Below are 23991 nucleotides of genomic sequence, written 5' to 3'. Positions count from 1 at the left end.
CGAGACCGCAATATTTGAGGCCCGTTGTATGAGTTCCACAGAATCACCCGGCATCAGCGCACCCGCGCCCGTGGCCGAATCAGCCGGCGCACCGGACCCGTACATGCCGGGACAGGGCACCGATGCGTTCCGGGTGTCCCGCTACGAACTGGACCTTGACTATAAGCTTGCCAGCAACCGGCTCAGCGGCCGTGCGGTGCTGGAGGCCGTTGCCTTGCGGGGGTCTTCAGCGATAGTGCTGGACCTGACCGGATTGCGTGCCGTCAAGGTCCAGCTGAACGGCAGGAAGATCCGCAGATTCAGCCAGCGGGCCGAGCAGCTGGTGATCGTGCCGGATGAGGCGCTTGAGGCCGGCGACGACTTTACGCTGGACATCCGCTATGAGGGCAACCCGGCACCCCGCAAGGGGCTCTGGGGCGAGGTGGGCTGGGAAGAACTCACGGACGGCGTATTGGTGGCCGGGCAGCCCAACGGGGCGGCCTCGTGGTTCCCCTGCAACGATCATCCCCGGCACAAATCGAGCTACCGGATCTCGGTGACCACAGATGGCAACTACAGGGCGGTCTGCAATGGCCGGCTGGTGGTGCACAGCAGAAAATCCAGCCGGGAAACGTGGACGTACGAGCAGATCGAACCGATGGCCACCTACCTCGCCACGGTTCAGATCGGCCGGTACGACATCGTGGCGCTCAACCGTGGCAGCGCACCGGGCAGCGTGCCCCAATTCGCCGCCGTCGGGGCGGCGATGGTCAACGGCGCGCGCGAAGGACTGGCCCGCCAGCCTGACATGATGCGTACGTTTATCAACTGCTTCGGCCCATATCCGTTCCCGGAATACACGGTGGTAGTTACCGAGGACGAGCTCGAGATCCCCCTCGAAGCCCAGACGCTTTCCATTCTGGGCCGCAACCATCTGGACCATGGCTGGGAATCCCAGCGCCTGATAGCCCACGAACTCTCGCACCAGTGGTTCGGCAATTCGCTGACCGTCAGCTCGTGGCGGGACATCTGGCTGCACGAAGGTTTTGCCTGCTACGCCGAATGGATCTGGTCCGAAGAAGCAGGCGTCATGTCGGCGGCGGACAGGGCGCGGGCAGCGTGGCGGAAACTAGGCGAGGGAATCCAGGATCTCCTGGTGGGCGATCCGGGGCCTGAGCTCATGTTCGATGACCGGGTGTACAAGCGCGGCGCCCTTGCACTGCACGCTCTCCGCACCCGGTGCGGAGATCTGGTCTTCTTTGCGCTCCTTCAGGAATGGACGCGGGGCAATCGCCACGGCTCCGTGTCGACGGCCGAGTTCATCCTGACCGCAGACCGGGTCACCGGGATCGATTCCGAGTCCCTGCTCCATCCGTGGCTGTTTGAAGAAGCCCTTCCGCCGCTGCCCGTCAGCTGACCGCGACCGCGGCCACCAGACTGTCCGGGAGCCCGCTGACGGACGGCTCCAGATCCGTGATCTGCGGACGGTACCGGACGTCGAGGTCCGCCGGCGGCACAGTCAGGCCCTCCCCTGTCATCTTCAGCCAGGCTTCCTTTCTGGCCCACAGCCGGGTCCGCTCGTTCAGCAGTTCCCGGCCGGCGAGAGGCGCGATGTCGCGGCGTTCAGAGTCCGTCAGGGCGACCGCGTCGAATCCGGGGAAGTCCATCCGCCGCGGATCTTCAACGTCAACGCCGAGCCGTAGTCCCGGCGCCGGCGACACGACTGCTGCCACCAGCGTCCATCCCGGTGCCCGCGAGAGGCTCAGCAACAGCGGCGAGGGAACGCCGTTGCTGGAGTATCCGGGCTTGCCGTGAGCAATTCCAGGCCCGCTGCCGCAGCGGGGACAGCTGTAGTGGACGGCGAGTTCCGACGTCGGGATCTCCAGCAGTTCTGCCGCAAACCGGCGCTGGGCTGCCCGTCCGGATAGAAAGGCTGCCCGCGGCTCAGGCCGCATGGCCGCAGCCCGCCGGCGTTCAATCCCGTCCAGCAGCCGGGCGTCTGCCGGGATATGCGGGAAGGCGCGGAATACCACGTCTGATGACATCGATTCCGCGCCTCCCTGGCATCACTTCACAACAGTAGCGACGCTTCAAACGCGTAGCCTCACTTCAAAATTACACGACGCCGGAGCTGGTGTTGGCACTGTCCATCCAGCGCTGGCCCGTGTACATGTTTGTGGCCCCGCAGCTACTGCAGGGATCCACGCTTCCGTTCCGGGCTTCACTTTGACGTCCCAAAACCGGCGCTGAGGGCGAGGCCGGCCACGAGGCTGAAGATCCTGACGGCACTTCTGAGGATGGAGGACACAAAAAATCCCCGCAGCCAGACGGCTGCGGGGATTCAGTGGGTTGTCTGCCTAACGCTGGACGGCTCCGAAACGCTCGAACGCCAGCGCCACGGCGCTCTCGCGGGCAGCTGAGGCTTCGTCAGCCGTCAGTGTGCGGTCCTGTGCCCGGAACCGAAGTCCGAACGCCAGTGACTTCTTGCCGTCCTCGATGCCCTTGCCCGCATACACATCGAAGAGTCCGACGTCTTCCAGCAGCTCGCCGGCCCCCTCACGCAGGGCTGCAAGAACTTCATCCGCCGGAACATCCTGCGGCACCACCAGCGCCACATCCTGGGTAGCCACCGGGAATGTGGAAATGTGTCGGGCTACGATCACGTCCGCTGCCGCTTCGAACAGCGCATCGGCGTTGAACTCGAGAGCAACCGACCGTGCCGGCATGTCATGTGCGGCCAGCACTTTCGGGTGCAGCTCGCCTGCGTAGCCCACCACGTCACCGGAGCGCAGCGATAGCTGCGCGGCCCGGCCCGGGTGGAACGCCTGGTGGCTTCCCTGGCTGACCACGATCTCCACACCAAGAACGTCGCCGGCGAGCTTCGCGATGTCCAGGGCGTCGGCCCAGTCCCAGGCCCGCGGGCTGTGGGCGGCCGTCGCCGGCGAGTCATGACCCGTCAGCAAGGCACCGATGTGCAGCGGCTGGTGCGGGACGCCGTCGTACAGTGCATCCAGCACCTCATCGGCAGGCTTGACGCCCAGCGGCGGGATCGATGCAGTTCCCACCGCCTCGCCGGGCAGGAACACAAGTCCCGCTTCGTAGAGGGCCAGGTCACGGAAGCCGCGTGAGTGGTTGCGCTTGGCCACTTCAATCAGCCCGGGAAGCACGGAGGTGCGCAGGAAACCGTGCTCCTCGCTGATGGGGTTGGCCAGCTTGACAGCCGTACGGACGGCTCCCTGCTCAGCCACGCCGAAGGTGTTGTTGGCCGCCTTGGAAACGAACGGGTACGCGAGGACCTCGGTCAACCCGGCGTCCGCGAGAGCCTGGACGAGACGGCGCTTCTGCTGCTGCGTACGGCTCAGCCCGCGGCCCGGCGGCGCGACGGGAAGTGTGGCCGGGATGTTTTCGTAACCCACCAGCCGCGCGATTTCCTCGGAGAGATCTTCCTTGGTTTCCAGGTCATTGCGCCAGCTTGGAGCGGTGACTGTATAGGAAACACACGAGCCCGCTACCTCGTTCTTCTGGACCACCGCACCGAGGTCCTCGAGGGACCCGGTGATCTGCTCCACTGTGAAGTCGATGCCGATCCGGGCCGCGGCGTACCCGGCGGGCAGCTCTATCGTGACGGCATCGGGAGCGGTCCCGACGTCGGTACCCGTTTCGTCAGCGGTGCCGCCGGCGAGCTCGACGAGCAGGTCCACAACACGCTGGGCGGCAATGCCGCCGAGCTGCCAGTCCACGCCACGCTCAAAGCGCTTGGACGCTTCGGACGGCAGCCTGTGGCGGCGGCGGGCCCGGGCAATCGAGACTTCATCGAAGTGCGCAGCCTCAATGAGGATGTTCGTGGTAGTGCCGGACACCTCGGTAGTGCCACCGCCCATAACGCCGGCGATGCCGATGGCGCCGGAGCCGTCGGCGATCAGGAGGTCCTCGGCGTCGAGCGTGCGCTCCTTCTCATCCAGGGTGATGATCTTCTCTCCCGCCACGGCCCGGCGGACCACGATGTCGCCCGACAGCTTGTCGAGGTCATAGCAATGGTTCGGCTGGCCGAGCTCGATCATGACGTAGTTGGAGATGTCCACTGGCAGTGAGATCGAGCGAATGCCTGCAAGACGCAGGCGCGAGGACATCCACGGCGGTGTGGGCCGGGTGGGGTCGACGCCGCGGACCGTGCGGGCCACAAAGCGATCACAACCGGGTTTGCCGTAGATCGGGGCATCGTCGTTAAGCTTGACGCCGTGGCCGCCGGACAGCGATGCCGGGGCGCTGACCCTGGACGCCGGGTCGGTGAACGACGTTCCGGTGGCGTGGGCGTATTCACGGGCGGCGCCCCGGATGGAGAACGCGTACCCGCGGTCCGGCGTCACGTTGATTTCGGCGGCCTGGTCGTGGAGGCCCAGCAGCTCCATGGCGTCGGAGCCGATCTCCGGATCCAGGCCGATGCGCGAGAGCACCAGGATGCCGTCGTGGTCTTCTCCGATGCCGAGTTCACGCACGGAGGCGATCATGCCTGCGGACAGGTGGCCGTAGGTCTTGCGCGCGGAGATCCGGAAGTCGCCGGGCAGCACGGCGCCGGGCAGGGTAACCACCACCTTGTCGCCTTCCACGAAGTTGTGGGCGCCGCAGATGATGCCCTGCACCCCGGAAGGGTCGATGCCATCACCGGTGAGGGTCTGTTCCTGCCCTTCGGGGACAACCCGGACCTGGCACCAGTTGATGGTCTTGCCATTGGACTGTGCTTCTTTGACCAGACTCAGGACCTGGCCCACCACGATCGGACCCTTGAGGGCGTCCGTGGGGCGGTGGACTGCTTCTTCTTCAAAACCGACCTTGACGAGCTCCGCCATGACGTCTTCGGCCGTTGCATCGGCCGGGACCTGCGCGAATTCACGCAGCCAGGAAAGTGGGATACGCACGGTTAGATCTCCATCCCGAAGTGCTCGCTGAAACGTACATCGCCTTCAATCATGTCTCGCATGTCGCCTACCTCATTGCGGAACATCAGGGTGCGCTCGATGCCCATTCCGAAGGCAAAACCCGAGTATATGTCGGGGTCGATGCCGGCGGCCCGCAGAACGTTGGGGTTGACCATGCCGCACCCGCCCCACTCGATCCAGCGCGGTCCGCCCTTGGCGCCGGGGTGCCAGATGTCCAGCTCGGCGGATGGCTCGGTGAAAGGGAAATAGTTGGGCCGCAGGCGGATCTGGGCCTCATCGCCGAACATCTGGCGGGCAAAGTGCTCCAGTGTCCCGCGGAGATCGGCCATGCTCAGCTTCAGGTCTATGGCGAGGCCTTCGAACTGGTGGAATACCGGTGTGTGCGTGGAATCGAGTTCGTCCGTGCGGAATACCTTGCCCGGGCACAGCACGTAGATGGGAAGTTCGCGTTCCAGCATGGAACGCACCTGCACCGGCGAGGTGTGGGTGCGCATCAGCAGGTGGGCTTCGGGAGGTTCCACGAAGAACGTGTCCTGCATTTCGCGTGCCGGGTGGTCCGGCTTGAAGTTCAGAGCGTCGAAATTGAACCATTCGGATTCGACTTCCGGCCCCTCCGCGATTTCCCAGCCCATGCCCACAAAGATGTCTGCCACGCGGTCCTGAAGCGTGGACAGCGGGTGGCGCGCACCTGCGCGGCGGCGGCGCGGTGCAGCGGTGACGTCCACGGTCTCCTCCACCAGGATGCGTGCATCGTTCTCGGCTTCAAGCTCGGCGGTCCGGGCGGCGAGCGCCTGGTTGACCCGCCCGCGGGAGGAGCCCATGAGCTTGCCGGCGGCAGCTTTCTGGTCCTTGGAAAGGCCGCCGATTTCGCGGTTGGCCAGGCTCAGCGGCGATTTTTCGCCGGTATGGGCAAGCCTCACGGCCTTGAGTTCATCGAGGGAGGCGGCGCCGGCAATCGCGGCGGTGGCATGGTCTACAGCGGCTGTGATGGCGGCTTCATCCAGAGGGTTCGGGATGGCAGCGCCCGGCAAAGTTTCAGTCATCTACTGTTCTTAGCTACGAGTCGGGTTTGCCAATGACCGGTGCTGCTGTGCACGGTTCCCGGGCAGCGCGTCCGTCACTGGCAAGTCATTGCATGGAGTCATTCAATGACACGGGCAGGGCTCGCCGGATGCTGACCGGCAGGCACTGTCTCCCAGTCTAATTGAACGTGCGGGGCTGCCCGAACCTGAGGCCGGCCGGACCGGCGCTGCATGACACGCGGCGTGGAAAGGCCGGCGTTACCATGGCCTCATGACGTGCGGACAGCGGCTGCGGCAGATTGCAAACATGCTCAATGCTTCCACCTTGCTGGGATGGCTCCTGGCAAAAATTGCCCGGACTGAAATCGCAGCCGGCCCGCGCGGGCTGGTCGTTGCCACCGGATACCGCTGGCGGCTTCCGTTTGCCGGCGCGTTTGCCGTGGGCAACGTGGTGCTCTACCGCGGCCAGCGTCAGCAGGCCCTGGCCAATCCGGTCCTGCTTGGCCACGAGGAAAAGCACAGCACCCAATACGCATGGTGCCTGGGTCTGCCGTTTCTGCTGTTCTATTTCATCGCCGCCGGCTGGTCGCAACTGCGGACCGGCAATCCGGCGTCGCGCAATTTCTTTGAACGCCAGGCCGGGCTGGAAGCCGGCGGATACATCGACATCAACAGACGAAGGCCGGCTCCCGAAGGTGCCGGCGGAATCGAGGCGTAATGAGCGGGATCCCAAGAACCATCACTGTCACCGGAGCAGGGAGCGCGGAGGCTGTTCCGGACCTGCTGACTCTTTCCATCGGTGTGGAGTGCCGGCGGGACAACGTTGGCGCAGCTTATGCGGACGCAGGAAAGGTCTCGGCCGCGATCTCGGCCGTGCTGCGGCAGCACGGCGTCGGGAACGCGGACATCAGCACCACGGGGCTGAACGTCCGTGCCGACCTCGCCTGGCAGGAAGGCGAAGGCCAGAAAGTTACCGGCTATGTGGCGTCCAGCATCCTCAGCGTGCGTGTCCGCAGCGTGGCGGGTTCATCGGAGGTCATTGCGGCCGCCGTAGAAGCGGGTGGCAACGACGTCAGGTTGAACGGGCTGGAACTCGGATTTGCCGATGCGGCCGCCGTTTCGGTGCTGGCCCGTGAAGCGGCCTGGCAGGATGCCCTCGCTTCGGCGCAACAGTTTGCCACGCTGGCTGCTGCGGAACTTGGCGGGGTTCTCTCCGTGACCCAGCATTCAGACGTGCCGCCGCCTATTCCCGTCGCCAAGATCCAACGCGCCATGGCCGCCGAAGCAATCAACGTGGAGGCCGGCGAATCCAGCGTGAGCGCCGCCGTGACTGTCGTGTGGGAGCTGCGCGGCTTACCGGCCGGCTGAGCCGGTGCATGACGTCAGTGCGTGGCGCCTGCCGCCATCGTGATGTCCTTTGCGGTTGTCAAAGCGGTTCGAACGACGACGGCGAGCCCCCGCGCCATAACATCCACAGGTAGCGCGGGGGTACGGCTCCCCTGCGGCAGCTGCCCGGGTTCGAACGGAATGTGGATAAACCCGCCTCGAACACCGGGGCGGGACGCCAGCTCATGCATCAGGGCATAGAAGACGTGGTTGCAGACGTAAGTCCCTGCGGTCTGGGAAACGTCGGCGGGCATACCGGCTGAGTTCAGCGCCTGCAAAACGGCTTTCACCGGCAGCGTGCTGAAGTAGGCAGCCGGTCCGCCGGCAACCACTTCCCGGTCCACAGGGCGGTTGCCGGCATTGTCCGGTATCCGCGCGTCGTCGCAGTTGATGGCAATGCGCTCCAGGGATATCCGGTCTCTGCCGCCGGCCTGACCGACGCAGATCACCAGCTCCGGGCGGCGGCTATCCAGTGCTTCCCGCAACATGCTGATGGACTCACCGAAAATGCAGGGCAGTTCGACTGCCGCCACGGCCAGCCCTTCGGCTTGCAGGATGGCACTGGCCTGCACGGCCGCCGTCCATGAGGGATTGGTGGTTTGACCGCCAAACGGCTCGAAGCCGGTGATGAGAATCATGGCTCCAGCCTAGTGCCAGCTCATCACCGTGCAGCTGCGGATGATCCATAACCAGCGCGGGGCCTTGACTTAAATTCGAACATACATTCGAATGGTAGTCATGAGATGGGACGCACAAGCACTCAGGCCGGCGCCCGGAGACAACACCGGGAGCAGCGTATCCCCGGCCGCCCCGGCCGCGGATGCGCTGCTCCCGCTGGCCGGGCTTGTGCGTTCCGTCTCCACCCCGGAGTTTTCCGGGATCACCTTCCATGAGGTCACCGCCAAAACGGTGCTCAACAAGGTGGTTGCCGGTTCCCGCATGCCGTTCGAATGGACCGTCAACCCCTACCGCGGCTGCAGCCATGCCTGCGTCTACTGCTTTGCCCGCAAGAGCCACACGTATCTGGAATTCGACGCCGGACTCGATTTTGACAGCCAGGTGGTGGTCAAAATAAATGCGGCGGAAATCCTGCGGAAGGAACTGGCCAAGCCGTCATGGGGGCATCACCATGTCGCTCTGGGCACCAATACCGACCCGTACCAGCGCGCCGAAGGCCGGTACCGGCTGATGCCCGGAATCATCGGTGCACTTGCTGACTCAGGCACTCCCCTGTCCGTCCTTACCAAAGGCACCCTGCTTGCCAGGGACATTCCGCTGCTGAAGCATGCTGCGGCACAGGTCCCGGTAGGTGTGGGCATTTCACTTGCCATGACTGATGAGCAGCTCTCGGAAGCGGTGGAGCCTGGCACCCCGGGACCGCGCGCGCGGCTGACACTCATTTCCAGGCTCCGCGACGCCGCGCTGCCATGCGGCGTCATGGCCATGCCCATCCTGCCCTGGCTGTCGGACAGCGACGAAGCCCTCGATGCCCTCTTCGGGTCCCTGGCAGCTGCCGGGGCCACGGGGGTTACAGCTGGCGCCCTCTACTTGAAGCCGGGCACGCGCGAATGGTTCATGCAATGGATTACCGTCAGGCACCCTAAGCTGGCCGGGCGCTACCGGCGGCTCTACGGGACGGGATCCTACGCTTCCAAGGAGTACCGGGAGTGGCTGGCGGGCAGGATCCGCTACTTCAAGTCGAGGCACGGATTGTCCGGATCCCACGGCTTCAGCCACGGTGACCTCAATGACGACCCCCGTGGCGAAGAGGCACGGTATCCGGCCGGCAGCCTTCCCCCGGCGGCCGGTGCCGCGGGGCAGGGCGGCCAGCGGAATGGCCGCCAGGCCCCGGAGCCTCCTGCCCGGCAGCCCACACTTTTCTAGCTGCCCCGCTGCTCCAGAGTCTCGAGGAGCGCCCGGACAATCGGGAAGTCAGCGGGGATCCACGGCAGGCTGAGAGCTTCGTCACTTTCGTCAATGCGGACCCAGCGCACTTCATCGTGATCCTCGAGCGGATACGGCTCACCGTCGGCGATTTCTGCAAACCAGACACGCATGGACGCGTGTGCATTCAGGGGCCAGCCGGACTCAGATGCGGCCGCCAGTTCCGTTCCCAGCGCTACCTTTATGCCCAGTTCTTCCCACAGTTCACGGTGAAGTGCGTCCTCGGCTGTTTCGTCGGCTTCGACCTTGCCGCCAGGGAATTCCCACATGCCGGCGAACCGCGGTGGCGCCGTGCGCCGTGCCACGAGCAGCCGGGTGGGCTCCTTCAGGGAATCCAGTACCGCGCCGCCCACTACATTGATCAGTCCAGTCACGGCCCCAGTCTATGGGGGAGAATGGTGAAGGCCGATTCAGCTCCGGGAACTTCAAATTCCCGGAATATGCGGTCCCGCACCTCTGGTGTACAAATCTGATTTAAGAAACTCTACTGTCGTTTGAGAACACCACCGTCGGTTCAAAGCGCCGCAGCCGCGGCGCCAGCCGGACCCACCCCGAAAAGCAGGCTCATGACAACCACCGCCCAGGCCACACCCGCGTCCAAGACCGGCACCAGGAACCTCGCCCTCGCCTTTTTGTCCCTGGCCATGGGTGGCTTCGGCATCGGCGTCACGGAGTTCACCATGATGGGCCTCCTCAAGGAAGTGGAACGGGGGCTCAATATCAGCACACCCGAGGCCGGGCACCTGATCTCCGCTTACGCTCTTGGGGTGGTGGTCGGAGCCCCGCTGCTGGCAGCCGTCGGGGCGAAACTCCCGCGCAAGCATCTGGCACTGGGGCTGATGCTCTTCTTCAGTCTCGCCAATCTGACCTCATACATTGCTCCGGACTACGGCAGCATGCTGGTGTCAAGGTTTGCAGCCGGCCTTCCGCACGGAGCGTTTTTCGGCGTGGCCGCCGTCATTGCGGCTTCACTTGTTGCCCCCACCAGGCGGGGGTGGGCCATCTCGATGGTGATGGCTGGGCTGACGGTCTCAAACGTGGTTGGGGTGCCGATCGCCACGTGGGTGGGCCAGACCTACGGCTGGCGCCTGCTGTTCGTGCTCGTAGGAGCGATCGGTCTGGTCACTCTGGCAATGCTGTGGAACTTCGTGCCGTTCGAGAAGGCCCATCCTGACGCCAGTATCCGACGCGAGCTGGCTGCGCTCAAGAGGCTGCAGGTGTGGCTGGCCATCCTGATCGGCATCGTGGGCTTTGGCGGTTTTTTCGCCACCTACACCTACATTGCGCACACCATGACGTCCGTGGCCGGCATTCCGTCATCCATGCTTCCCATTGTTGTGGCGCTCTACGGGCTTGGCATGGTGGCCGGCAACATTGTGGGCGGCAGGATTGCGGATAAGTCTGTCATGGGTACCATCTACCGGGTCTTGCCCGGGATCGCCGTGGCCCTGGTGGTCTATGCCGTTGCCGTGCACTGGCCCTGGTCAGCGCTTGTGATGGTCTTTGTGGTCGGTGCTGCCGGATCCATGCTGGTCCCGGCACTCCAGACCCGGCTGCTGGACGCATCACCGGACGCGCCGTCGCTGGCATCTTCACTCAACCATGCCGCCCTTAACGTAGCCAACGCCCTGGGCGCGTTCCTGGGCGGTGTAGTCATTGCCTGGGGTTGGGGGTACGTTGCCCCGGCTCTCGTCGGAGCCGGACTGGCCATCCTCGGTCTAGCCGTTGCAGTGATCAGCGGTGTGCTGGAACGCCGGAAGCCGCTGGCTGCCTAAGGGGCGGTGCCTGCCTCCACGCGCTGCACATCCGGCTCAAGGTAGATGACGCGGGCAATCGGAACCGCCGCGCGGATCCGTACCTCGGCGTTGTCTATTGAAGTGGCGATCGCCTGACCCGAATCGGCTGCACCCACAGTGATCTTCGCGGCCACGAGGAGTTCCTCGGGACCGAGGTGAAGGGTCTTGAGATGGATGACGGCAGTGCCGTCGGCTTCGATGGCAGCCCTGATTTTGGCGGAGTCATCTTTAGTGGCTGATTCTCCCAGCAGCAGGGATTTGGTCTCCACAGCGAGTATCACGGCAATGGCCACCAGCAGCAGGCCAATCATGCCTGTTCCGAGGGCATCCCAAATTCCGTCGCCGGTGAGGAGCGTCATTCCCACGCCGAAGAGCGCGAAGACCAGGCCCAGAAGGGCGCCCAGGTCCTCCAGAAGAATGACAGGAAGTTCCGGTTGCTTGGCATTCCTGACGAAGCTCACCCAGCCCTGTGTGCCCCGGATGTGATTGGACTCGATGATCGCGGTCCGGAAGGAGAACGACTCCGCCACGATGGCACCGATAAGGACGGCGAGGGGCACCCACCAGAAATCGCCTTCGATGGCGTGCGGGTGCTGGATCTTTTCCCAGGCTTCGAAAAGCGCGAAGAGACCACCAACGCTGAACAGCACAATAGAAACGATGAACGCGTAGATGTACCGTTCGCGCCCGTAACCGAAGGGGTGCTCGGGGCTGGCGGCCCGCTTGGCACGCTTGCCGCCCACCAGCAGCAGAACCTGGTTACCGGAATCGGCCATGGAGTGGATGGCTTCAGCAAGCATGGACGAGGACATCGTCAGTACAAAAGCAACGAACTTCAGTACAGCAATGGTCAGGTTTGCAGCCAGAGCCGCGACGATCGCCTTGTTACCGCCATTTGCAGCCAAGGTGGCTTCACCTCTTCAGAGTTAAGGGACAGAGCATCAGTGTCGGGCAAGATTATCTGCATTCCTGCCAATGAATACCGTACCCGTACCGGGCTCCGAGACGCACCAAATTGAAACACTAAGCCTGCTGACAATAGCAAGGCGGTGTGTTAGCTTGAAGCCATGATCGGGACGGATCGATTCCCGATGAATATGAAGGAGGAGACATGGGATTTCTTGCTTGGATTATTCTCGGCCTCATCGTAGGGGCCATCGTCAAGGCCGTAATGCCCGGTAAAGTCGGCGGCGGATGGATCACCAGCCTTGTATTGGGCGTTGTTGGCGCGATTCTCGGCGGCTGGATTGGAAACCTCTTGTTCGCCAAGGGTGACATGGGGTTCTTCGATATCGGAACCTGGATCCTGGCGATCGTCGGCGGCCTCGTAGTGGCCGGCGTTTATGGCGCCATCACCGGACGCAGCAAGACCACGTCCTGATTCCCCTCAATCCAACATAACGCGAAAAGCGGGGCCTCGGCGATTCAGCCGGGGTCCTTCTTCGTGGAGGCACACTGTGTGGACTGCAGGTTCGCCCCGCGGCGAACTATCCGTGCCGCACCTGTACCTGCTGGGACCTTGCGCTGGCATACAGGCATACAGTGGCAGCCGTTCCGAGGTTCAGGCTTTCCGCCGCGCCGTATACGGGGACAGCCACCCTGTGGTCGGCCAGGGACAGTTCGGCGTCCGAAAGACCCTGTGCTTCATTGCCAAAGAGCCAGGCAGTGGGGTTCTCCAGTGCGTAGACCGAAACTTCGGCGGAGCCGCCGAGCCTGCGTGCGGCGTTTTCATCCTGGAGCCGGTCCAGGTTGAGTTGACCGTAGCCGTCGGCAGCCAGGATGCCTATCCCCCGTGACCTGCACGCGGCCACGAGCTCTTCGATGTCTGCACCCAGTACCACCGGAAGATGAAACAGTGAACCGGCGGTAGAACGGACGGCCTTGGGGTTGTAGATGTCGACGCTCGATGCGGTCAGGACAACGGCGTCGGCGCCGGCAGCATCTGCGGCCCGCAGAACTGTTCCGGCGTTTCCCGGGTCACGGACCTGGCACAGCACGGCGATCAGGCGGGGTCCGGCGTCGAGCACTTCCCCAAGACTCACGTCGACAAACCCGCAGACGGCGACGATTCCCTGGGGATTCACGGTATCCGCCATGGCCGCCAGCACTTCATCGGTGGCAAGGCGCAGATTTGTGCCAGCGGCCAGTCCCTCAAGCTCCGGAAGCCGGTCCAGGCAGGATTCACTTGCGTAGACCTCATGCACAACGCCGCGACCACCCGCGGAGAGGCGCTCACGATGCAGAACCAGTGCTTCCCGGACTGACTGCGGCCCTTCCGCGAGAAACTGCCCGCGCCTTAAACGGGCCGGACGCCCTGCAAGTTTCGCCACATCCCGTATCCGATCAGCTCGGGGGTTGGAGAGTGGGAAGTCTTGCGGGCGCCCGGTTTCGTTCATATAAGAACTTTAGTGGCTGTTGCTACTAGTCCTTGATCTGCTGGCGTGCTTCGCCACCCGCCGGCTTCTCGGAAGCGGAAGCCTTGGCCGGTGCCTCAGGAGCATCTGCAACCTTGGCAGCCTTCGGCGCCTTGGCGGCCTTTACTGCCTTCGGAGCTACTTCAGCCGACGTCGCGGCCGGAGCGGAGGTGTCAGCCGGCAGGAAATCCTTGGCGATCTGCACCAATGCGGCGAAAGCGTTGGCGTCGGAAACGGCCAGCTCGGCGAGCATACGGCGGTCAACCTCGACCTCAGCGGCCTTCAGGCCCTGGATCAGGCGGTTGTAGGTCAGGCCGTTGGCGCGGGAAGCAGCGTTGATACGCTGGATCCAAAGACGACGGAAGTCGCCCTTCTTCTTCTTGCGGTCGCCGTAGCTGTACACAAACGAGTGCAGCAGCTGCTCTTTGGCCTTCCGGTACAGGCGTGAGCGCTGTCCACGGTAGCCTTTTGCGCGTTCGAGAATAACCCGGCGCTTCTTGTGGGCGTTTACCGCCCTCTTCACACGTGCCACGTGCGTACTCCTTCAGAATTCTGATCCCAAGCGTCTACTGCCGGTAACCCGGCCGGCCTGAGAAGCCTTTTTTGACAGTTGACTGGTGCCAGGTGGCAGTCAGTCAGTGAACTTGGAAATTAGATGCCGAGCATCTTCCGGATGACCTTGGCATCGCCCTTGAAGACGATCTTGTCGCCGGCAAGGCGGCGGGTCAGCCTGGAGGACTTGTGCTCGAGGTAGTGGCGGCGGTTGGCCTGCTGGCGGCGCAGCTTGCCGGTACCGGTCAGCTTGAAGCGCTTCTTAGCACCGCTGTGGGTCTTCATCTTCGGCATGGGAACCGATCTCCTTACGTGTCCGCAGACATTGTCTGCAGTTCTTTCGTGCAGCCGCCCCTGCGGGCGGCATGCTGGTTGCTGACTGCCTGAAGGCGATGCCTTCCGCAGTTTTGAACTAGGTGGTCTTCTTGCTGGCAGGCTTAGGAGCGGCCTTGGGTGCAGCAGGCCTCGCGGCAGGCTTCGGCGCAGCAGGCCTCGCCACCGGCTTGGGCGGCGGCGCCGGAACTCCTGCCGGCTTCGGAGTCACTGGAACTGCGGCAGCCGGCTTCTGCGCTTCCGGAGCCTTGGCGGCTGCGGGAGCAGCCTTGGCCACTACGGGCTTTGCGGCGGCCGCAGTGTTGGATACCGGAGCAGTCTTCGGGGCTTCCTGCTTCGGAGCCGCAGCCTTGGGAGCTTCCTGCTTCGGAGCCGCAGCCTTCGGGGCTTCCTGCTTCGAAGCAGCAGCCTTCGGGGCTTCCTGCTTCGGAGCCGCAGCCTTCGGGGCTTCCTGCTTCGGAGCAGCAGCCTTCGGGGCTTCCTGCTTCGGAGCAGCAGCCTTCGGGGCTTCCTGGACGGGAGCCGCTTCAGCCGGTGAAGCCGCAGCCGGGGCTTCCTTCTCAGGAACTTCTGCAGGCGTTTCAACAGCGGCGGCAGCAGCGCCCTCAGCAGTAACTACTTCAGACCCGGGAGCCTCACCCGCCGTATCCGTCACAGAATCCGCCTCAGTTTCCTCGGGGGAAATAACATAGCCTTCCGGAAGCAGGTCTGCCAGAGACTGGGTCAAAGGAGCCTGGTCGTCGCCGGAAACATCAACGCGGCCGTTTGCCCTGGCTTCGTTCTGCGCCTTGGCCTCCGCACGCTGTGTTGCGCGCCGCGCTTCTGCTTTGGCTTCAGCCTTGTTCTTCAGCGGCCCCACGACCATAACCATGTTGCGGCCGTCGATACGCGGGCTGGACTCAACAACGCCCACTTCCGCCACGTCGTCAGCAAAACGCTGGAGCAGGCGTATGCCCATTTCCGGACGCTGCTGCTCACGGCCACGGAACTGGATCATTGCCTTGACCTTGTCACCGGCTCCGAGGAAGCGGAGAGCATGCCCGCGCTTGGTCTCGTAGTCATGGGTGTCGATCTTCAGCCGGAAACGGATTTCCTTCAGAACCGTGTTGGTCTGGTTCTTGCGTGCCTCACGTGCCTTGACGGCGGCCTCGTACTTGTACTTGCCGAAGTCCATCAGCTTGCACACCGGAGGCTTGGCCTGCGGAGCAACTTCAACGAGATCAAGATCGGACTCGGCAGCCAAACGCAGGGCATCCTCAATACGGACAATTCCTACTTGTTCGCCTGCAGGGCCGACCAGCCGCACCTCGGGGACGCGGATACGCTCATTGATTCTTGGCTCGCTAATGTTAAAGCTCCTGTGATTGTGGTGAGTATTCCACCGGCAAAATAGAGAAGGCCCCCAATTGCCGGAGCAATCGAAGGCCTCGAAGATCGGTGGTACCTGCCTCCGGAGAAGCTGTACGCAGTTATTGCAGGCTGGTGCCTGAAGAAACTGCCCGACCAGGTACCCGGCAACCTTGCTTCCCGGAAAATACATCCTGACGGGAAAACGGCTGACGCGGGTGGGAGAGAACTCCGCTTGCAAACTGACATCGATTCTACAGAAAGATACCCGCTTACCGCACCTTGGCGGCAGTGGGTTTCCACACAGCAAAATAACGACATTCAGTCGGTCTATGACAAGCTTACCAGTATGAGCACTTCAGACAGTAATTCACACGTTTACGAGCCCGCTGATGCCCAGGGCGACGTGTCCCGGCAGATCCGCGACATCTCCGAGGTGCCGGCCATCGAGGTCATCACCACGGCCGCCGTCCACCTTATGAGCGCAGCAGCCGTAAAGCTGGGCCTCGCGGCTGAGGACAACGCGGAAGAGCTCAAAGACCTCGATGAGGCACGCAAGCTCATCACCGCCCTCGCAGGCCTCGTGACGGCCTCTGCACCGGAGATCGGTTCCCAGCACGCCGGACCCTTGCGCGACGGGCTGCGTTCCCTCCAGCTGGCGTTCCGCGAAGAATCAGCTATCCCTGATGCTCCGGGCAAGGGTCCAGGCGAGAAGTACACCGGAGCAGTTAACTGAGGGCCGGCGGCAGCTTCGTTTTTCCCCACTGAATTTACGACGACGGCGGGCGGCCCACGGGGGTCTGCCCGCCGTCGTCTTCGGTTAAGTCAGCCGTTGGCAAAGCGCAGCCGGCGGCGCTGCTGGAGCGCCAGGCCGACAAGGCAGAGAATCACTCCCGCCGCGCCTACTGCAACGAAGCCGCCGGACGGTCCGACGCCGTCGATGAAGACGCCAGCCAGCGGCGCACCCAGTGCTACGCCGGCTGTGAGAGCGGACCCGTACCAGCCCATGGCTTCACCCCGCCGTGCCTCGTTGACGAGATCTGCCACTTTCTCTGACGCGGCAGACAGCACCGGAGCACACAACAGCCCGGGGAGCAGCGACAAGAGGCACAGGGCCCACGTGTCCTGCGCAAAGCCCATGGGAATGGTCAGCGCCGCCATCCCCAGCAGCAGCAGGAGAGGCGAAATGGGACGGTGCATGGCTCCGTAGATCAGCCCGCCCACCACCGAAGCCGCGCACCAGAATACGAAGACCAAGCCGATCTCGCCCTGGCGGCCACCTGTTTCCAGGGCAGCCACAATCCCTACATCGGTGCCGCTGAGGACCATGCCTGTGCCGGCGGCAACTGCGAACACGGCCGCAACCGAGGCGGTGAACCAGGTGAAGTTGTTGGCCACCGTGCGCCTGATGCCTGCCCTGCGGCTGCTGCCCCCGGCTGCCGGGGCCAGTTCGGATGCTGCCCCCCGCAGGTGGGCCGGGGCTGCGGCCACCACAGCCGCTTCAGCGGCCTCCAGCTGGTCAGCTTCGCCCGTGGCATCCTGTGTAGCGCTGCGTGTCGGGGGGTTGAACCATATCAGAAAGAGCCCGGCCAGCGACGTGGAAACGCCGACAATGGTCAGGCCGATGACAGAGAAGCCGCTGGTCGCCACGATGGCGCCGGCAGCGGGGCCGATCATGAAAACCATCTCCGTGGTGATTGCGTCCAGGGCAAAAGCGGTTCTGCGCTGGTCGCCGGAGGCCAGAACACCCAGGGACTGACGGATCACGCTGAAGATGGGCAACGTGAGCAGGCCTCCGACGAAGACCAGTGGTAGGAGCCATTCATAGGCAACGTGCGGAACGATCGACCAGATGACGGTCTCGGAGATTACGGACGGAATCAGCGCCTTGCGCAGGCCAACGGTGTCAACGCGGCGTCCGCGCCACGGCGCCCCGACGGCGATGCCGATGGTCATCACGGCTGCCGCCGCACCGGCGGCAGCGTATCCCTGGTCCAGGGTCAGCACAATGTGCAGGGTCAACAGGACGCCTGCGGCTGAATGCGGTATGCGGGCGACCATGCCGACCACCAGGAGACGCCTGACGGGGCGGACGGCCAGGAGCTCACGGTAAAGAGCGAAATTCACGAACTACATCCTTCATCCTGCCGGCGGCAGCACCAGGATGATCCCGCACTGACCTTCAGCTACTCTGCTGCACGTTTCAACGTGACTTCGATCGAGTCAACACGTTCACCAAACAATTCATTCCGTGCCCACGTCTCATGGAGACCGCCCACCACTCCTTGGACGCCGGCCGAATCCAGGCCGTCTTCCAGGAAGAGCACCACCCGGAGTTCGGGCCCGGCGCCGCCGCCGGAAAGCGGACGTCCGCTGCCCGTGGAGGATCCAACGCCGCCGCCCGGCAGGATGTCCATCCGCCGCACGGCCGGACTCCCCGCCACGGCCGCGGCCAGTGCCTCAGCAAGCTCCGGATCAGCGTACGACGGCGTCCAGTCCCGTTGCTGCGCCAACGCCCATATGGCCGGCCGACGCACCACAAAGGTGATGTCCGATCCCGGATCAATGACCAGCAGCTCGACGCCTTCGGCCACGGCGGACAGCGCTGCCCGGGCGGCGAAGACCGCCACCGGGCGGGCCTCCGGATGCCATGCTGCCAACGACTCCGCCGAGGTAAAGACGGGCATTGCCGTCCGCCCGTCCGGCGCCTTGAGAGTTACGAGTGCCATGTCGGCCTGCTTGTCCGAATGGAGTCCGCCCGCTCCCTCGGCTTCTTCGGCGAGCTGGGCGACGATCGGGACGAATACCCGGGCCGTAGCCAGCGACGCAACTACCGCCGCTTCGTCGCCCTGGTCCTCAAGGAGTGCCGCAACAGCAGCCAGATAACCGGCGTCGGCGGTGCCGTCGTCGTCCTCAAAATTGTGGACCCGGGCGTCTTCGCCGGCCAGGCTGCGCCCAGCCCACGGCTGACCCGCAGAGTCAGCTACTCCGCCCGGCACTGACAGGGCCGCCGCGATGTGTCCCGGAAGCCGGCGCGGGGGCTGATTTTGACCTGCCGGATGCCCGCCGTCCGGGGCCGGAACCTGCTGCCCCGTGTCCGGCCGTTTAGCGGCGGCCGGCAACGTCGAGTGCCTCCGGCAAGGTGAAGGCCCCGGCGTAGAGAGCCTTTCCCACAATCGCGCCTTCAACGCCCAGCGGGACAAGCGCCCGGAGGACCTTGAGGTCGTCCAGACTCGAGATACCGCCGGAGGCAACCACTGGCTTTCCCGTCTTTTCAACCATCTGGCGCAGCAGGCCAACGTTGGGGCCCTGAAGTGTGCCGTCCTTTGTGACGTCCGTGACCACATAGCGGGAACAGCCTGCCTCTTCAAGCCGGCCCAGAACCTCCCAGAGGTCGCCGCCCTCTTTGGTCCAGCCGCGGCCGGCAAGTGTGGTTCCGCGGACGTCCAGTCCGACGGCGATCTTGTCACCGAAGCGTTCAATGGCGCGGCGGGTCCACTCCGGGTTCTCCAGCGCGGCTGTGCCGAGGTTCACGCGTGCCACGCCGAGGCCCAGTGCGGCTTCCAGCGATTCGTCATCGCGCAGGCCGCCGGAGAGCTCCACCTTGATGTCCAGCCGGCCCACAACCTCGCGCAGCAGCCCGGCGTTCGAACCACGGCCGAATGCCGCGTCAAGGTCCACCAGGTGGACCCATTCCGCGCCCTGCTGCTGCCAGTTGAGCGCTGCATCCAGCGGCGTGCCGTAGCTGGTCTCGCTGCCGGCCTCGCCTTGGACCAGCCGGACGGCCTGGCCGTTCACAACGTCGACGGCGGGCAGCAGTTCAAGTACCGGCAGCTCGTTAGCGGTGGTCATCACAGTTCCTCAGTTTTGATTGGAGACGTTGAGCGTGGAGAAAGTTGATCGTGGGGAACGGGCACGGCGAGTCAGTTGCCCGGCAAAGTCAGCAGATAGGCCGCCAGCAGTGCCATCCCGGCTAGGACGTAGAACACTATCTGGGTCCAGAGCGGCTTGTTTTGCTGTTTGAAGGACAGGGCGCCCCCCACCAGCACGCCGGCGAGTCCCATGAGCACAATGGACCACATCTAGGAGGCCTCTTCCGCGGTGGGATTCTGTCCGGGAAGCGGTTCAGCGGAAACCTTGCGGAGGCCAGAGACCCAGTTGCGCAGGAGACGCGCACCGGCGTCACCCGACTTCTCCGGGTGGAACTGAGTGGCGCAAAGGGGCCCGTTCTCCACGGCGGCAATGAACGGGGCGCCGTGTTCCGACCAGGTGACCAGGGGCGGAGTCATACGGGGCTGCAAAACCTCGAAGTCCCATTTCTGGACCCCATACGAGTGAACGAAGTAAAAGCGCTCGTTCTCCACGCCTTCAAACAGCTTGGAACCCCCCGGTACCTTCACTGTGTTCCAGCCCATGTGCGGGACAACTTCCGCAGGAAGAAGCTCGACTGTGCCGGGCCACTCCCCCATGCCCACAGACTCCGTGCCGTGTTCCACCCCGGCCTCGAAGAGAACCTGAAGTCCGACGCAGATGCCCAGGACAGGCCGGCCACCGGCAACCCGGCGGCCGATCATCCGGATGGCATCCACGGATTTCAGCTCCCGCATGACAGTTTCGAAGGCTCCCACGCCGGGAACCAGGAGGCCGTCCGCGTTAAGGACGTCCTCCGGCTTGGAACTGAGGATGACTTCGGCGCCGGCCCGTTCAAGCGCACGGACGGCGGAACGGACGTTGCCGGAACCGTAGTCCAGGACGGTGACAGTCGGTTTCCCTTCCGGCGACGATGGCTTCGCCGAGGCGGCCGGATTCACGATGGTGCCCCCCTGAAGGATTTTGCCCGTCACAGGGCGCCCTTGGTGGACGGAATGCCATGAACCCGCGGATCCGGTTCCACGGCAGCACGAAGCGCCCGCGCAAATGCCTTGAACTGTGCCTCCACGATGTGGTGGGGATCCCGGCCTGCAATGACGTTCATGTGCAGGCAGATTCCGGCGTGCAGGGTAATGGCCTCGAAAACATGGCGGGTCAGCGAGCCCGTGAAGTGGCCGCCGATCAGGTGGTATTCCTGGCCGGCAGGTTCCCCACCGTGCACGAGGTACGGGCGTCCGGACACGTCCACCACCGCATGGGCCAGCGCCTCATCCAGCGGAATGGTCGCTTCGCCGAAACGGCGGATACCTGCCTTGTTGCCCAACGCCGTGCGGAGCACTTCGCCGAACGTAATGGCTACGTCCTCCACAGTGTGGTGCACATCAATGTGGGTGTCACCGGTGGCTTTGACCGTCATGTCAATGAGTGAATGCTTACTGAAGGCCGTCAGCATGTGGTCGTAGAAAGGAACCGAAGTACTGATGTCCGATACGCCGGTACCGTCGAGGTTGATCTCTACCAGAACGGAAGATTCGCTGGTGGCACGCTCCATGCGTGCTGTCCGGGCCTCGGCAGCCGTGGATCCGGGGTCGCTCATGTTGATGTGTCCTTTAGACGAAGGAGTGGTGAAGACGTGACGGGGTGGAGTCTCCAGTTTAGGCCGGGAGCGCGGCCTGCCGGTTCAGGATGCTTTCGAGTGACTGGAGGAATGCTGTGGTTTCCGTCTCAGTGCCGGCCGTAACGCGCAGGTGCCCCGGAATTCCGATGTCCCTGACCAGAACACCGGAATCCAGCAGGCCCTGCCAGACGTCATGCGGGTTTGCAAGACCCCCGAAGAAGACATAGTTGGAGTCCGAGGCTGCGGGTTTGAGTCCCATCCGGGTGAGTTCCGTGACGATCCGGTCCCGCTGGTCCTTGATGTCGCGGACGTCGGCCATCAGCGCCTCCCGGTGCCGCAGCGCCGCAAGTCCTGTTGCCTGGGTGATAGCGGAGAGGTGGTACGGAAGCCGGACCAGCCGAAGGGCGTCAGCTACTTCCGGTGCTGCAGCCATGTAGCCAAGGCGGGCTCCGGCCAGGGCAAACGCCTTGCTCATGGTGCGGGAGACGATGAGGCGTTCCCGGCCCGGCAGCAGCGTAAGGGCGCTGGGCGTGCCGTCGTGTGCGAACTCGTGGTAGGCCTCGTCAACGATCACGATGGTCTGGCTGGCCTCGCCCGCCGCGTAAACGGCGTCCACAACATCCAGGCCGAGGCCCGTGCCGGTGGGGTTGTTGGGTGAGCACAGGAAGACGATGTTCGGCTGCAGCTCCCGGACCTGCTGCGCTGCGGATTCGGCGCTCAGTCCGTAGCCTTCGGCGCGCCGGCCCGCAATGTATTCGGTGTCAGTTCCGCTGGCCAACAGCGGGTACATGGAATACGTGGGCGGGAATCCCAGTGCTTTGCGACCCGGACCTCCGAACGCCTGGAGGATCTGCTGGAGCACTTCATTGGAGCCGTTCGCTGCCCAGATGTTTTCCGCTGCGAGACCGTGACCCAGGTACTCGGCCAGCGCTTCCCTCAGTTCAGTGAATTCCCGGTCCGGGTAGCGGTTGAGTCCCGCAGCGGCTTCCGTAACAGCCTCGGCGATGGCTGCCCGGACATCAGCCGGGACACCATGGGTGTTTTCGTTGACGTTGAGCAAGATGGGGACATCCAGTTGCGGGGCACCATAGGGGCTCAGTCCGCGGAGATTGGTCCGGAGGGGAAGTCGGTTTAGGCGTTCTAGCTGGTCGCTCACCTGAACAGTTTAAGTGCCCGGGCCGGTGCCCGGAAAATATGACGTCCTGAAGCCCTGCTGAAAGCTCGTCCTTGGACGGGGCAATCCAATTGGAGGGACGCCTACTTGAACGGGACGAAGAGCTGCTGGCCAGGCATCACGCGACCGGCGTCAAGATTGTTGAGCTGCACGATATCCGCAATCACATCTCGGGGGTCCCGCTCAGGTGCAACGGCCGTAGCAATGGCCCAAAGGGACTCGCCCGCCTGGACTGTCACGGAGACTGTAGGCGTCGCCGACAGGTCCGCCGCAGAATCCGCAGCTTTGGCCGGTGCGTTGAAGAACCCGGCCAGCGACATCAGGATGGCCACCAGCACGACGAGCGGCAGGCCGATGAGAACGATCCGGCCACGATGGGTCAGGCGGAGCCTCCGCTGCGCCCTTCTGACCGACGGCTCTGACGGCGGCTGTGAGATTAAATCCTGAAATGCTGATGTAGCTGACATGAACTGAGCCCTCCTGGACCATGCTGTGCTGCCCGGTGTGCCTGTATGACTGCCTGCCCGGCGTTGCTGTGGCGCCCGGATTTTCGAATGTCCGCTCGCGACAGGAAATCAACTAGAACACATGTTCGAACTTTGCTATTTCAGTTTTAGCACTTATCAACGAATATTGTCGAGACTCGCTAGAACAAATGTTTGAAAAAGCTTTGCGGCTGGCCTACGTTTGGAGTCAGATAACAACCACCTCTGCAGTTGATCAGCAGGGTCTGACAATTTCAGACCAGGTGTTCCCGGCAACTGCAGCCGCGGATGCCGGGTGCAACCGAAAGGCGTTGGCGAACATGGCAGCACAAGCCTCCAGTGGCAGGGCTACCCAGCGGGGCCAGCAGCCACAACGGACGCCCAAGGGACTGACCGTCCGGCAGAAGAAGATCCTGGAAACCATCCAGCGGTCCGTCAATGACAACGGCTATCCCCCGTCCATGCGTGAGATCGGAGACACCGTCGGACTGGCCAGTCTGTCCAGCGTCACGCATCAGCTTTCACAGCTTGAAAAACTGGGCTATTTGCGTCGTGACCCCAAGCGTCCGCGCGCCATGGAGGTGCTGATGCCGCTCACCCTGGACGGTGGCAACGCAAAGTCATCCGGTGCAGGGAAGAACAACCGGCTGCACAGCGTTGGCGGCGCGTCCGTTTCGGAGCTGGCCAGCGCCATGGATACCGCGATGGTGCCCCTGGTGGGCCGGATCGCGGCCGGTGGCCCCATCCTTGCCGATCAGGTGATTGAGGACGTTATGCCGCTGCCACGCCAGCTGGTGGGTCACGGCGAACTGTTTATGCTGAGGGTTGCCGGTGACTCCATGGTGGACGCGGCAATCTGCGACGGCGACTGGGTGGTGGTGCGCAGGCAAAGTGACGCCGTCAATGGTGACATCGTGGCTGCGCTTCTGGATGACGAAGCCACCGTCAAGACCTTCCGCCAGCGTGACGGCCATACCTGGCTTCTGCCGCAGAACACGCAGTACGAGCCCATACTCGGCGACCATGCCACCATCATGGGCAAAGTTGTTTCAGTACTTCGTTCCCTCTGATGTCTTCCGGCTCACGCAGCATCCCACCCGCCGGGATCAGGACTCCTGGCGTCGAGGCTACTGA

Annotated in this window: 26 protein-coding genes; 8 read left to right on the top strand and 18 right to left on the bottom strand. The window is 63.8% G+C overall.

Features of this window, described 5'->3' with window-relative positions:
* Positions 1–28 precede the first annotated feature (28 nt).
* Positions 29–1396, top strand: coding sequence for a M1 family metallopeptidase (locus V3C33_06370; protein XAS68898.1), 1368 nt, complete (start codon positions 29–31; stop codon positions 1394–1396).
* On the opposite strand, the gene V3C33_06365 is transcribed toward V3C33_06370, so the two are convergent.
* The 3 genes from V3C33_06365 to pheS form a co-directional block, all read right to left on the bottom strand.
* Entirely contained in the window at positions 1389–2024 is a 636-nt protein-coding gene (locus V3C33_06365; protein ID XAS68897.1) for a 4'-phosphopantetheinyl transferase superfamily protein, read from the bottom strand. The two genes, V3C33_06370 and V3C33_06365, sit on opposite strands and share 8 nt — an antisense overlap.
* A gap of 312 nt (positions 2025–2336) precedes the next feature.
* On the bottom strand, positions 2337–4895 hold the full coding sequence (gene pheT, locus V3C33_06360) for a phenylalanine--tRNA ligase subunit beta (protein XAS68896.1): 2559 nt from the start codon (positions 4893–4895) through the stop codon (positions 2337–2339).
* A 2-nt stretch (positions 4896–4897) separates the two neighbouring features.
* Entirely contained in the window at positions 4898–5959 is a 1062-nt protein-coding gene (pheS, locus tag V3C33_06355; protein ID XAS68895.1) for a phenylalanine--tRNA ligase subunit alpha, read from the bottom strand.
* A 250-nt stretch (positions 5960–6209) separates the two neighbouring features.
* On the opposite strand from pheS, the gene V3C33_06350 reads away from it, so the two are divergent.
* Both V3C33_06350 and V3C33_06345 read left to right on the top strand, forming a co-directional pair.
* Positions 6210–6656 (top strand): hypothetical protein, encoded by a 447-nt coding sequence (locus V3C33_06350; protein XAS68894.1) that lies wholly within the window; start codon positions 6210–6212, stop codon positions 6654–6656.
* Positions 6656–7306, top strand: a complete 651-nt coding sequence (locus tag V3C33_06345) for an SIMPL domain-containing protein (protein ID XAS68893.1) — start codon at positions 6656–6658, stop codon at positions 7304–7306. The genes V3C33_06350 and V3C33_06345 overlap by 1 nt, the downstream gene beginning before the upstream one ends.
* Positions 7307–7320: 14 nt before the next feature.
* Here the strand turns inward: V3C33_06345 and pcp are convergent, their stop codons facing one another.
* Positions 7321–7962, bottom strand: a complete 642-nt coding sequence (gene pcp, locus V3C33_06340) for a pyroglutamyl-peptidase I (GenBank protein XAS68892.1) — start codon at positions 7960–7962, stop codon at positions 7321–7323.
* Positions 7963–8062: 100 nt separating this feature from the next.
* Here pcp and V3C33_06335 point away from each other — a divergent pair, with 100 nt between their 5' ends.
* Entirely contained in the window at positions 8063–9208 is a 1146-nt protein-coding gene (locus V3C33_06335; GenBank protein ID XAS68891.1) for an Rv2578c family radical SAM protein, read from the top strand.
* Here the strand turns inward: V3C33_06335 and V3C33_06330 are convergent.
* Positions 9205–9642, bottom strand: coding sequence for a (deoxy)nucleoside triphosphate pyrophosphohydrolase (locus V3C33_06330; GenBank protein XAS68890.1), 438 nt, complete (start codon positions 9640–9642; stop codon positions 9205–9207). The genes V3C33_06335 and V3C33_06330 overlap by 4 nt on opposite strands.
* Before the next feature lie 192 nt (positions 9643–9834).
* Between V3C33_06330 and V3C33_06325 the strand changes: the two genes are divergently transcribed.
* On the top strand, positions 9835–11043 hold the full coding sequence (locus V3C33_06325) for an MFS transporter (protein XAS68889.1): 1209 nt from the start codon (positions 9835–9837) through the stop codon (positions 11041–11043).
* Here the strand turns inward: V3C33_06325 and V3C33_06320 are convergent.
* Positions 11040–11969 (bottom strand): cation diffusion facilitator family transporter, encoded by a 930-nt coding sequence (locus V3C33_06320; GenBank protein ID XAS68888.1) that lies wholly within the window; start codon positions 11967–11969, stop codon positions 11040–11042. The two genes, V3C33_06325 and V3C33_06320, sit on opposite strands and share 4 nt — an antisense overlap.
* A gap of 206 nt (positions 11970–12175) precedes the next feature.
* On the opposite strand from V3C33_06320, the gene V3C33_06315 reads away from it, so the two are divergent.
* Positions 12176–12445, top strand: a complete 270-nt coding sequence (locus tag V3C33_06315; GenBank protein ID XAS68887.1) for a GlsB/YeaQ/YmgE family stress response membrane protein — start codon at positions 12176–12178, stop codon at positions 12443–12445.
* Positions 12446–12551: 106 nt separating this feature from the next.
* Here V3C33_06315 and V3C33_06310 read toward each other — a convergent pair whose 3' ends face one another.
* From V3C33_06310 to infC, 4 genes are all read right to left on the bottom strand, one after another.
* The gene (locus tag V3C33_06310; GenBank protein XAS68886.1) at positions 12552–13460 is read right to left on the bottom strand and encodes an RNA methyltransferase; all 909 of its coding nucleotides are present in this window, start codon (positions 13458–13460) and stop codon (positions 12552–12554) included.
* A 25-nt stretch (positions 13461–13485) separates the two neighbouring features.
* The gene (gene rplT / locus V3C33_06305; protein ID XAS68885.1) at positions 13486–14010 is read right to left on the bottom strand and encodes a 50S ribosomal protein L20; all 525 of its coding nucleotides are present in this window, start codon (positions 14008–14010) and stop codon (positions 13486–13488) included.
* Between the two features lie 119 nt (positions 14011–14129).
* Complete coding sequence (gene rpmI / locus V3C33_06300) at positions 14130–14324, bottom strand: 50S ribosomal protein L35 (protein XAS68884.1); 195 nt, start codon at positions 14322–14324, stop codon at positions 14130–14132.
* 118 nt (positions 14325–14442) lie between these two features.
* Positions 14443–15684, bottom strand: coding sequence for a translation initiation factor IF-3 (infC, locus tag V3C33_06295; GenBank protein ID XAS69667.1), 1242 nt, complete (start codon positions 15682–15684; stop codon positions 14443–14445).
* A gap of 375 nt (positions 15685–16059) precedes the next feature.
* Between infC and V3C33_06290 the strand changes: the two genes are divergently transcribed.
* Positions 16060–16446: a DUF1844 domain-containing protein gene (locus tag V3C33_06290; protein ID XAS68883.1), complete on the top strand. Its 387-nt coding sequence runs from the start codon at positions 16060–16062 to the stop codon at positions 16444–16446.
* 89 nt (positions 16447–16535) lie between these two features.
* On the opposite strand, the gene V3C33_06285 is transcribed toward V3C33_06290, so the two are convergent.
* The 8 genes from V3C33_06285 to V3C33_06250 form a co-directional block, all read right to left on the bottom strand.
* On the bottom strand, positions 16536–17837 hold the full coding sequence (locus V3C33_06285) for an MFS transporter (GenBank protein XAS68882.1): 1302 nt from the start codon (positions 17835–17837) through the stop codon (positions 16536–16538).
* 59 nt (positions 17838–17896) lie between these two features.
* Positions 17897–18727 carry an SseB family protein gene (locus V3C33_06280; GenBank protein XAS69666.1) on the bottom strand — a complete coding sequence of 277 codons (831 nt, stop codon included), beginning with the start codon at positions 18725–18727 and terminating at the stop codon, positions 17897–17899.
* Between the two features lie 88 nt (positions 18728–18815).
* A complete protein-coding gene (gene priA / locus V3C33_06275) occupies positions 18816–19562 on the bottom strand; it encodes a bifunctional 1-(5-phosphoribosyl)-5-((5-phosphoribosylamino)methylideneamino)imidazole-4-carboxamide isomerase/phosphoribosylanthranilate isomerase PriA (GenBank protein ID XAS68881.1) in 747 nt (248 codons plus the stop codon).
* 71 nt (positions 19563–19633) lie between these two features.
* Positions 19634–19792 carry a hypothetical protein gene (locus V3C33_06270; GenBank protein XAS68880.1) on the bottom strand — a complete coding sequence of 53 codons (159 nt, stop codon included), beginning with the start codon at positions 19790–19792 and terminating at the stop codon, positions 19634–19636.
* Positions 19793–20554: an imidazole glycerol phosphate synthase subunit HisH gene (gene hisH / locus V3C33_06265; GenBank protein ID XAS68879.1), complete on the bottom strand. Its 762-nt coding sequence runs from the start codon at positions 20552–20554 to the stop codon at positions 19793–19795.
* A complete protein-coding gene (hisB, locus tag V3C33_06260) occupies positions 20551–21177 on the bottom strand; it encodes an imidazoleglycerol-phosphate dehydratase HisB (protein XAS68878.1) in 627 nt (208 codons plus the stop codon). Before hisB ends, hisH begins: the two co-directional genes overlap by 4 nt.
* A 58-nt stretch (positions 21178–21235) precedes the next feature.
* Positions 21236–22354: a histidinol-phosphate transaminase gene (locus tag V3C33_06255; protein XAS68877.1), complete on the bottom strand. Its 1119-nt coding sequence runs from the start codon at positions 22352–22354 to the stop codon at positions 21236–21238.
* 101 nt (positions 22355–22455) lie between these two features.
* Positions 22456–22839 carry a LysM peptidoglycan-binding domain-containing protein gene (locus V3C33_06250; protein XAS68876.1) on the bottom strand — a complete coding sequence of 128 codons (384 nt, stop codon included), beginning with the start codon at positions 22837–22839 and terminating at the stop codon, positions 22456–22458.
* A 338-nt stretch (positions 22840–23177) separates the two neighbouring features.
* On the opposite strand from V3C33_06250, the gene lexA reads away from it, so the two are divergent.
* Complete coding sequence (gene lexA, locus V3C33_06245; protein XAS68875.1) at positions 23178–23927, top strand: transcriptional repressor LexA; 750 nt, start codon at positions 23178–23180, stop codon at positions 23925–23927.
* The last annotated feature ends 64 nt before the right edge of the window (positions 23928–23991 follow it).

The sequence above is a fragment of the Micrococcaceae bacterium Sec5.7 genome (genome assembly GCA_039636785.1).
In the GTDB taxonomy this organism is placed as follows: Bacteria; Actinomycetota; Actinomycetes; order Actinomycetales; family Micrococcaceae; genus Arthrobacter.
This window is presented reverse-complemented; position numbering and strand designations above follow the sequence as displayed.

Coding starts and splice junctions, on each gene's coding strand:
- V3C33_06350 (XAS68894.1), top strand. CDS start 6,210: ATGACGTGCGGACAGCGGCTGCGGCAGATTGCAAACATGCTCAATGCT.
- rpmI (XAS68884.1), bottom strand. CDS start 14,324: ATGCCGAAGATGAAGACCCACAGCGGTGCTAAGAAGCGCTTCAAGCTG.
- lexA (XAS68875.1), top strand. CDS start 23,178: ATGGCAGCACAAGCCTCCAGTGGCAGGGCTACCCAGCGGGGCCAGCAG.
- V3C33_06270 (XAS68880.1), bottom strand. CDS start 19,792: ATGTGGTCCATTGTGCTCATGGGACTCGCCGGCGTGCTGGTGGGGGGC.
- V3C33_06370 (XAS68898.1), top strand. CDS start 29: ATGAGTTCCACAGAATCACCCGGCATCAGCGCACCCGCGCCCGTGGCC.
- V3C33_06315 (XAS68887.1), top strand. CDS start 12,176: ATGGGATTTCTTGCTTGGATTATTCTCGGCCTCATCGTAGGGGCCATC.
- V3C33_06250 (XAS68876.1), bottom strand. CDS start 22,839: ATGTCAGCTACATCAGCATTTCAGGATTTAATCTCACAGCCGCCGTCA.
- pheS (XAS68895.1), bottom strand. CDS start 5,959: ATGACTGAAACTTTGCCGGGCGCTGCCATCCCGAACCCTCTGGATGAA.
- hisB (XAS68878.1), bottom strand. CDS start 21,177: ATGAGCGACCCCGGATCCACGGCTGCCGAGGCCCGGACAGCACGCATG.
- priA (XAS68881.1), bottom strand. CDS start 19,562: ATGACCACCGCTAACGAGCTGCCGGTACTTGAACTGCTGCCCGCCGTC.
- V3C33_06345 (XAS68893.1), top strand. CDS start 6,656: ATGAGCGGGATCCCAAGAACCATCACTGTCACCGGAGCAGGGAGCGCG.
- V3C33_06325 (XAS68889.1), top strand. CDS start 9,835: ATGACAACCACCGCCCAGGCCACACCCGCGTCCAAGACCGGCACCAGG.
- V3C33_06290 (XAS68883.1), top strand. CDS start 16,060: ATGAGCACTTCAGACAGTAATTCACACGTTTACGAGCCCGCTGATGCC.
- pcp (XAS68892.1), bottom strand. CDS start 7,962: ATGATTCTCATCACCGGCTTCGAGCCGTTTGGCGGTCAAACCACCAAT.
- V3C33_06335 (XAS68891.1), top strand. CDS start 8,063: ATGAGATGGGACGCACAAGCACTCAGGCCGGCGCCCGGAGACAACACC.
- V3C33_06365 (XAS68897.1), bottom strand. CDS start 2,024: ATGTCATCAGACGTGGTATTCCGCGCCTTCCCGCATATCCCGGCAGAC.
- V3C33_06310 (XAS68886.1), bottom strand. CDS start 13,460: ATGAACGAAACCGGGCGCCCGCAAGACTTCCCACTCTCCAACCCCCGA.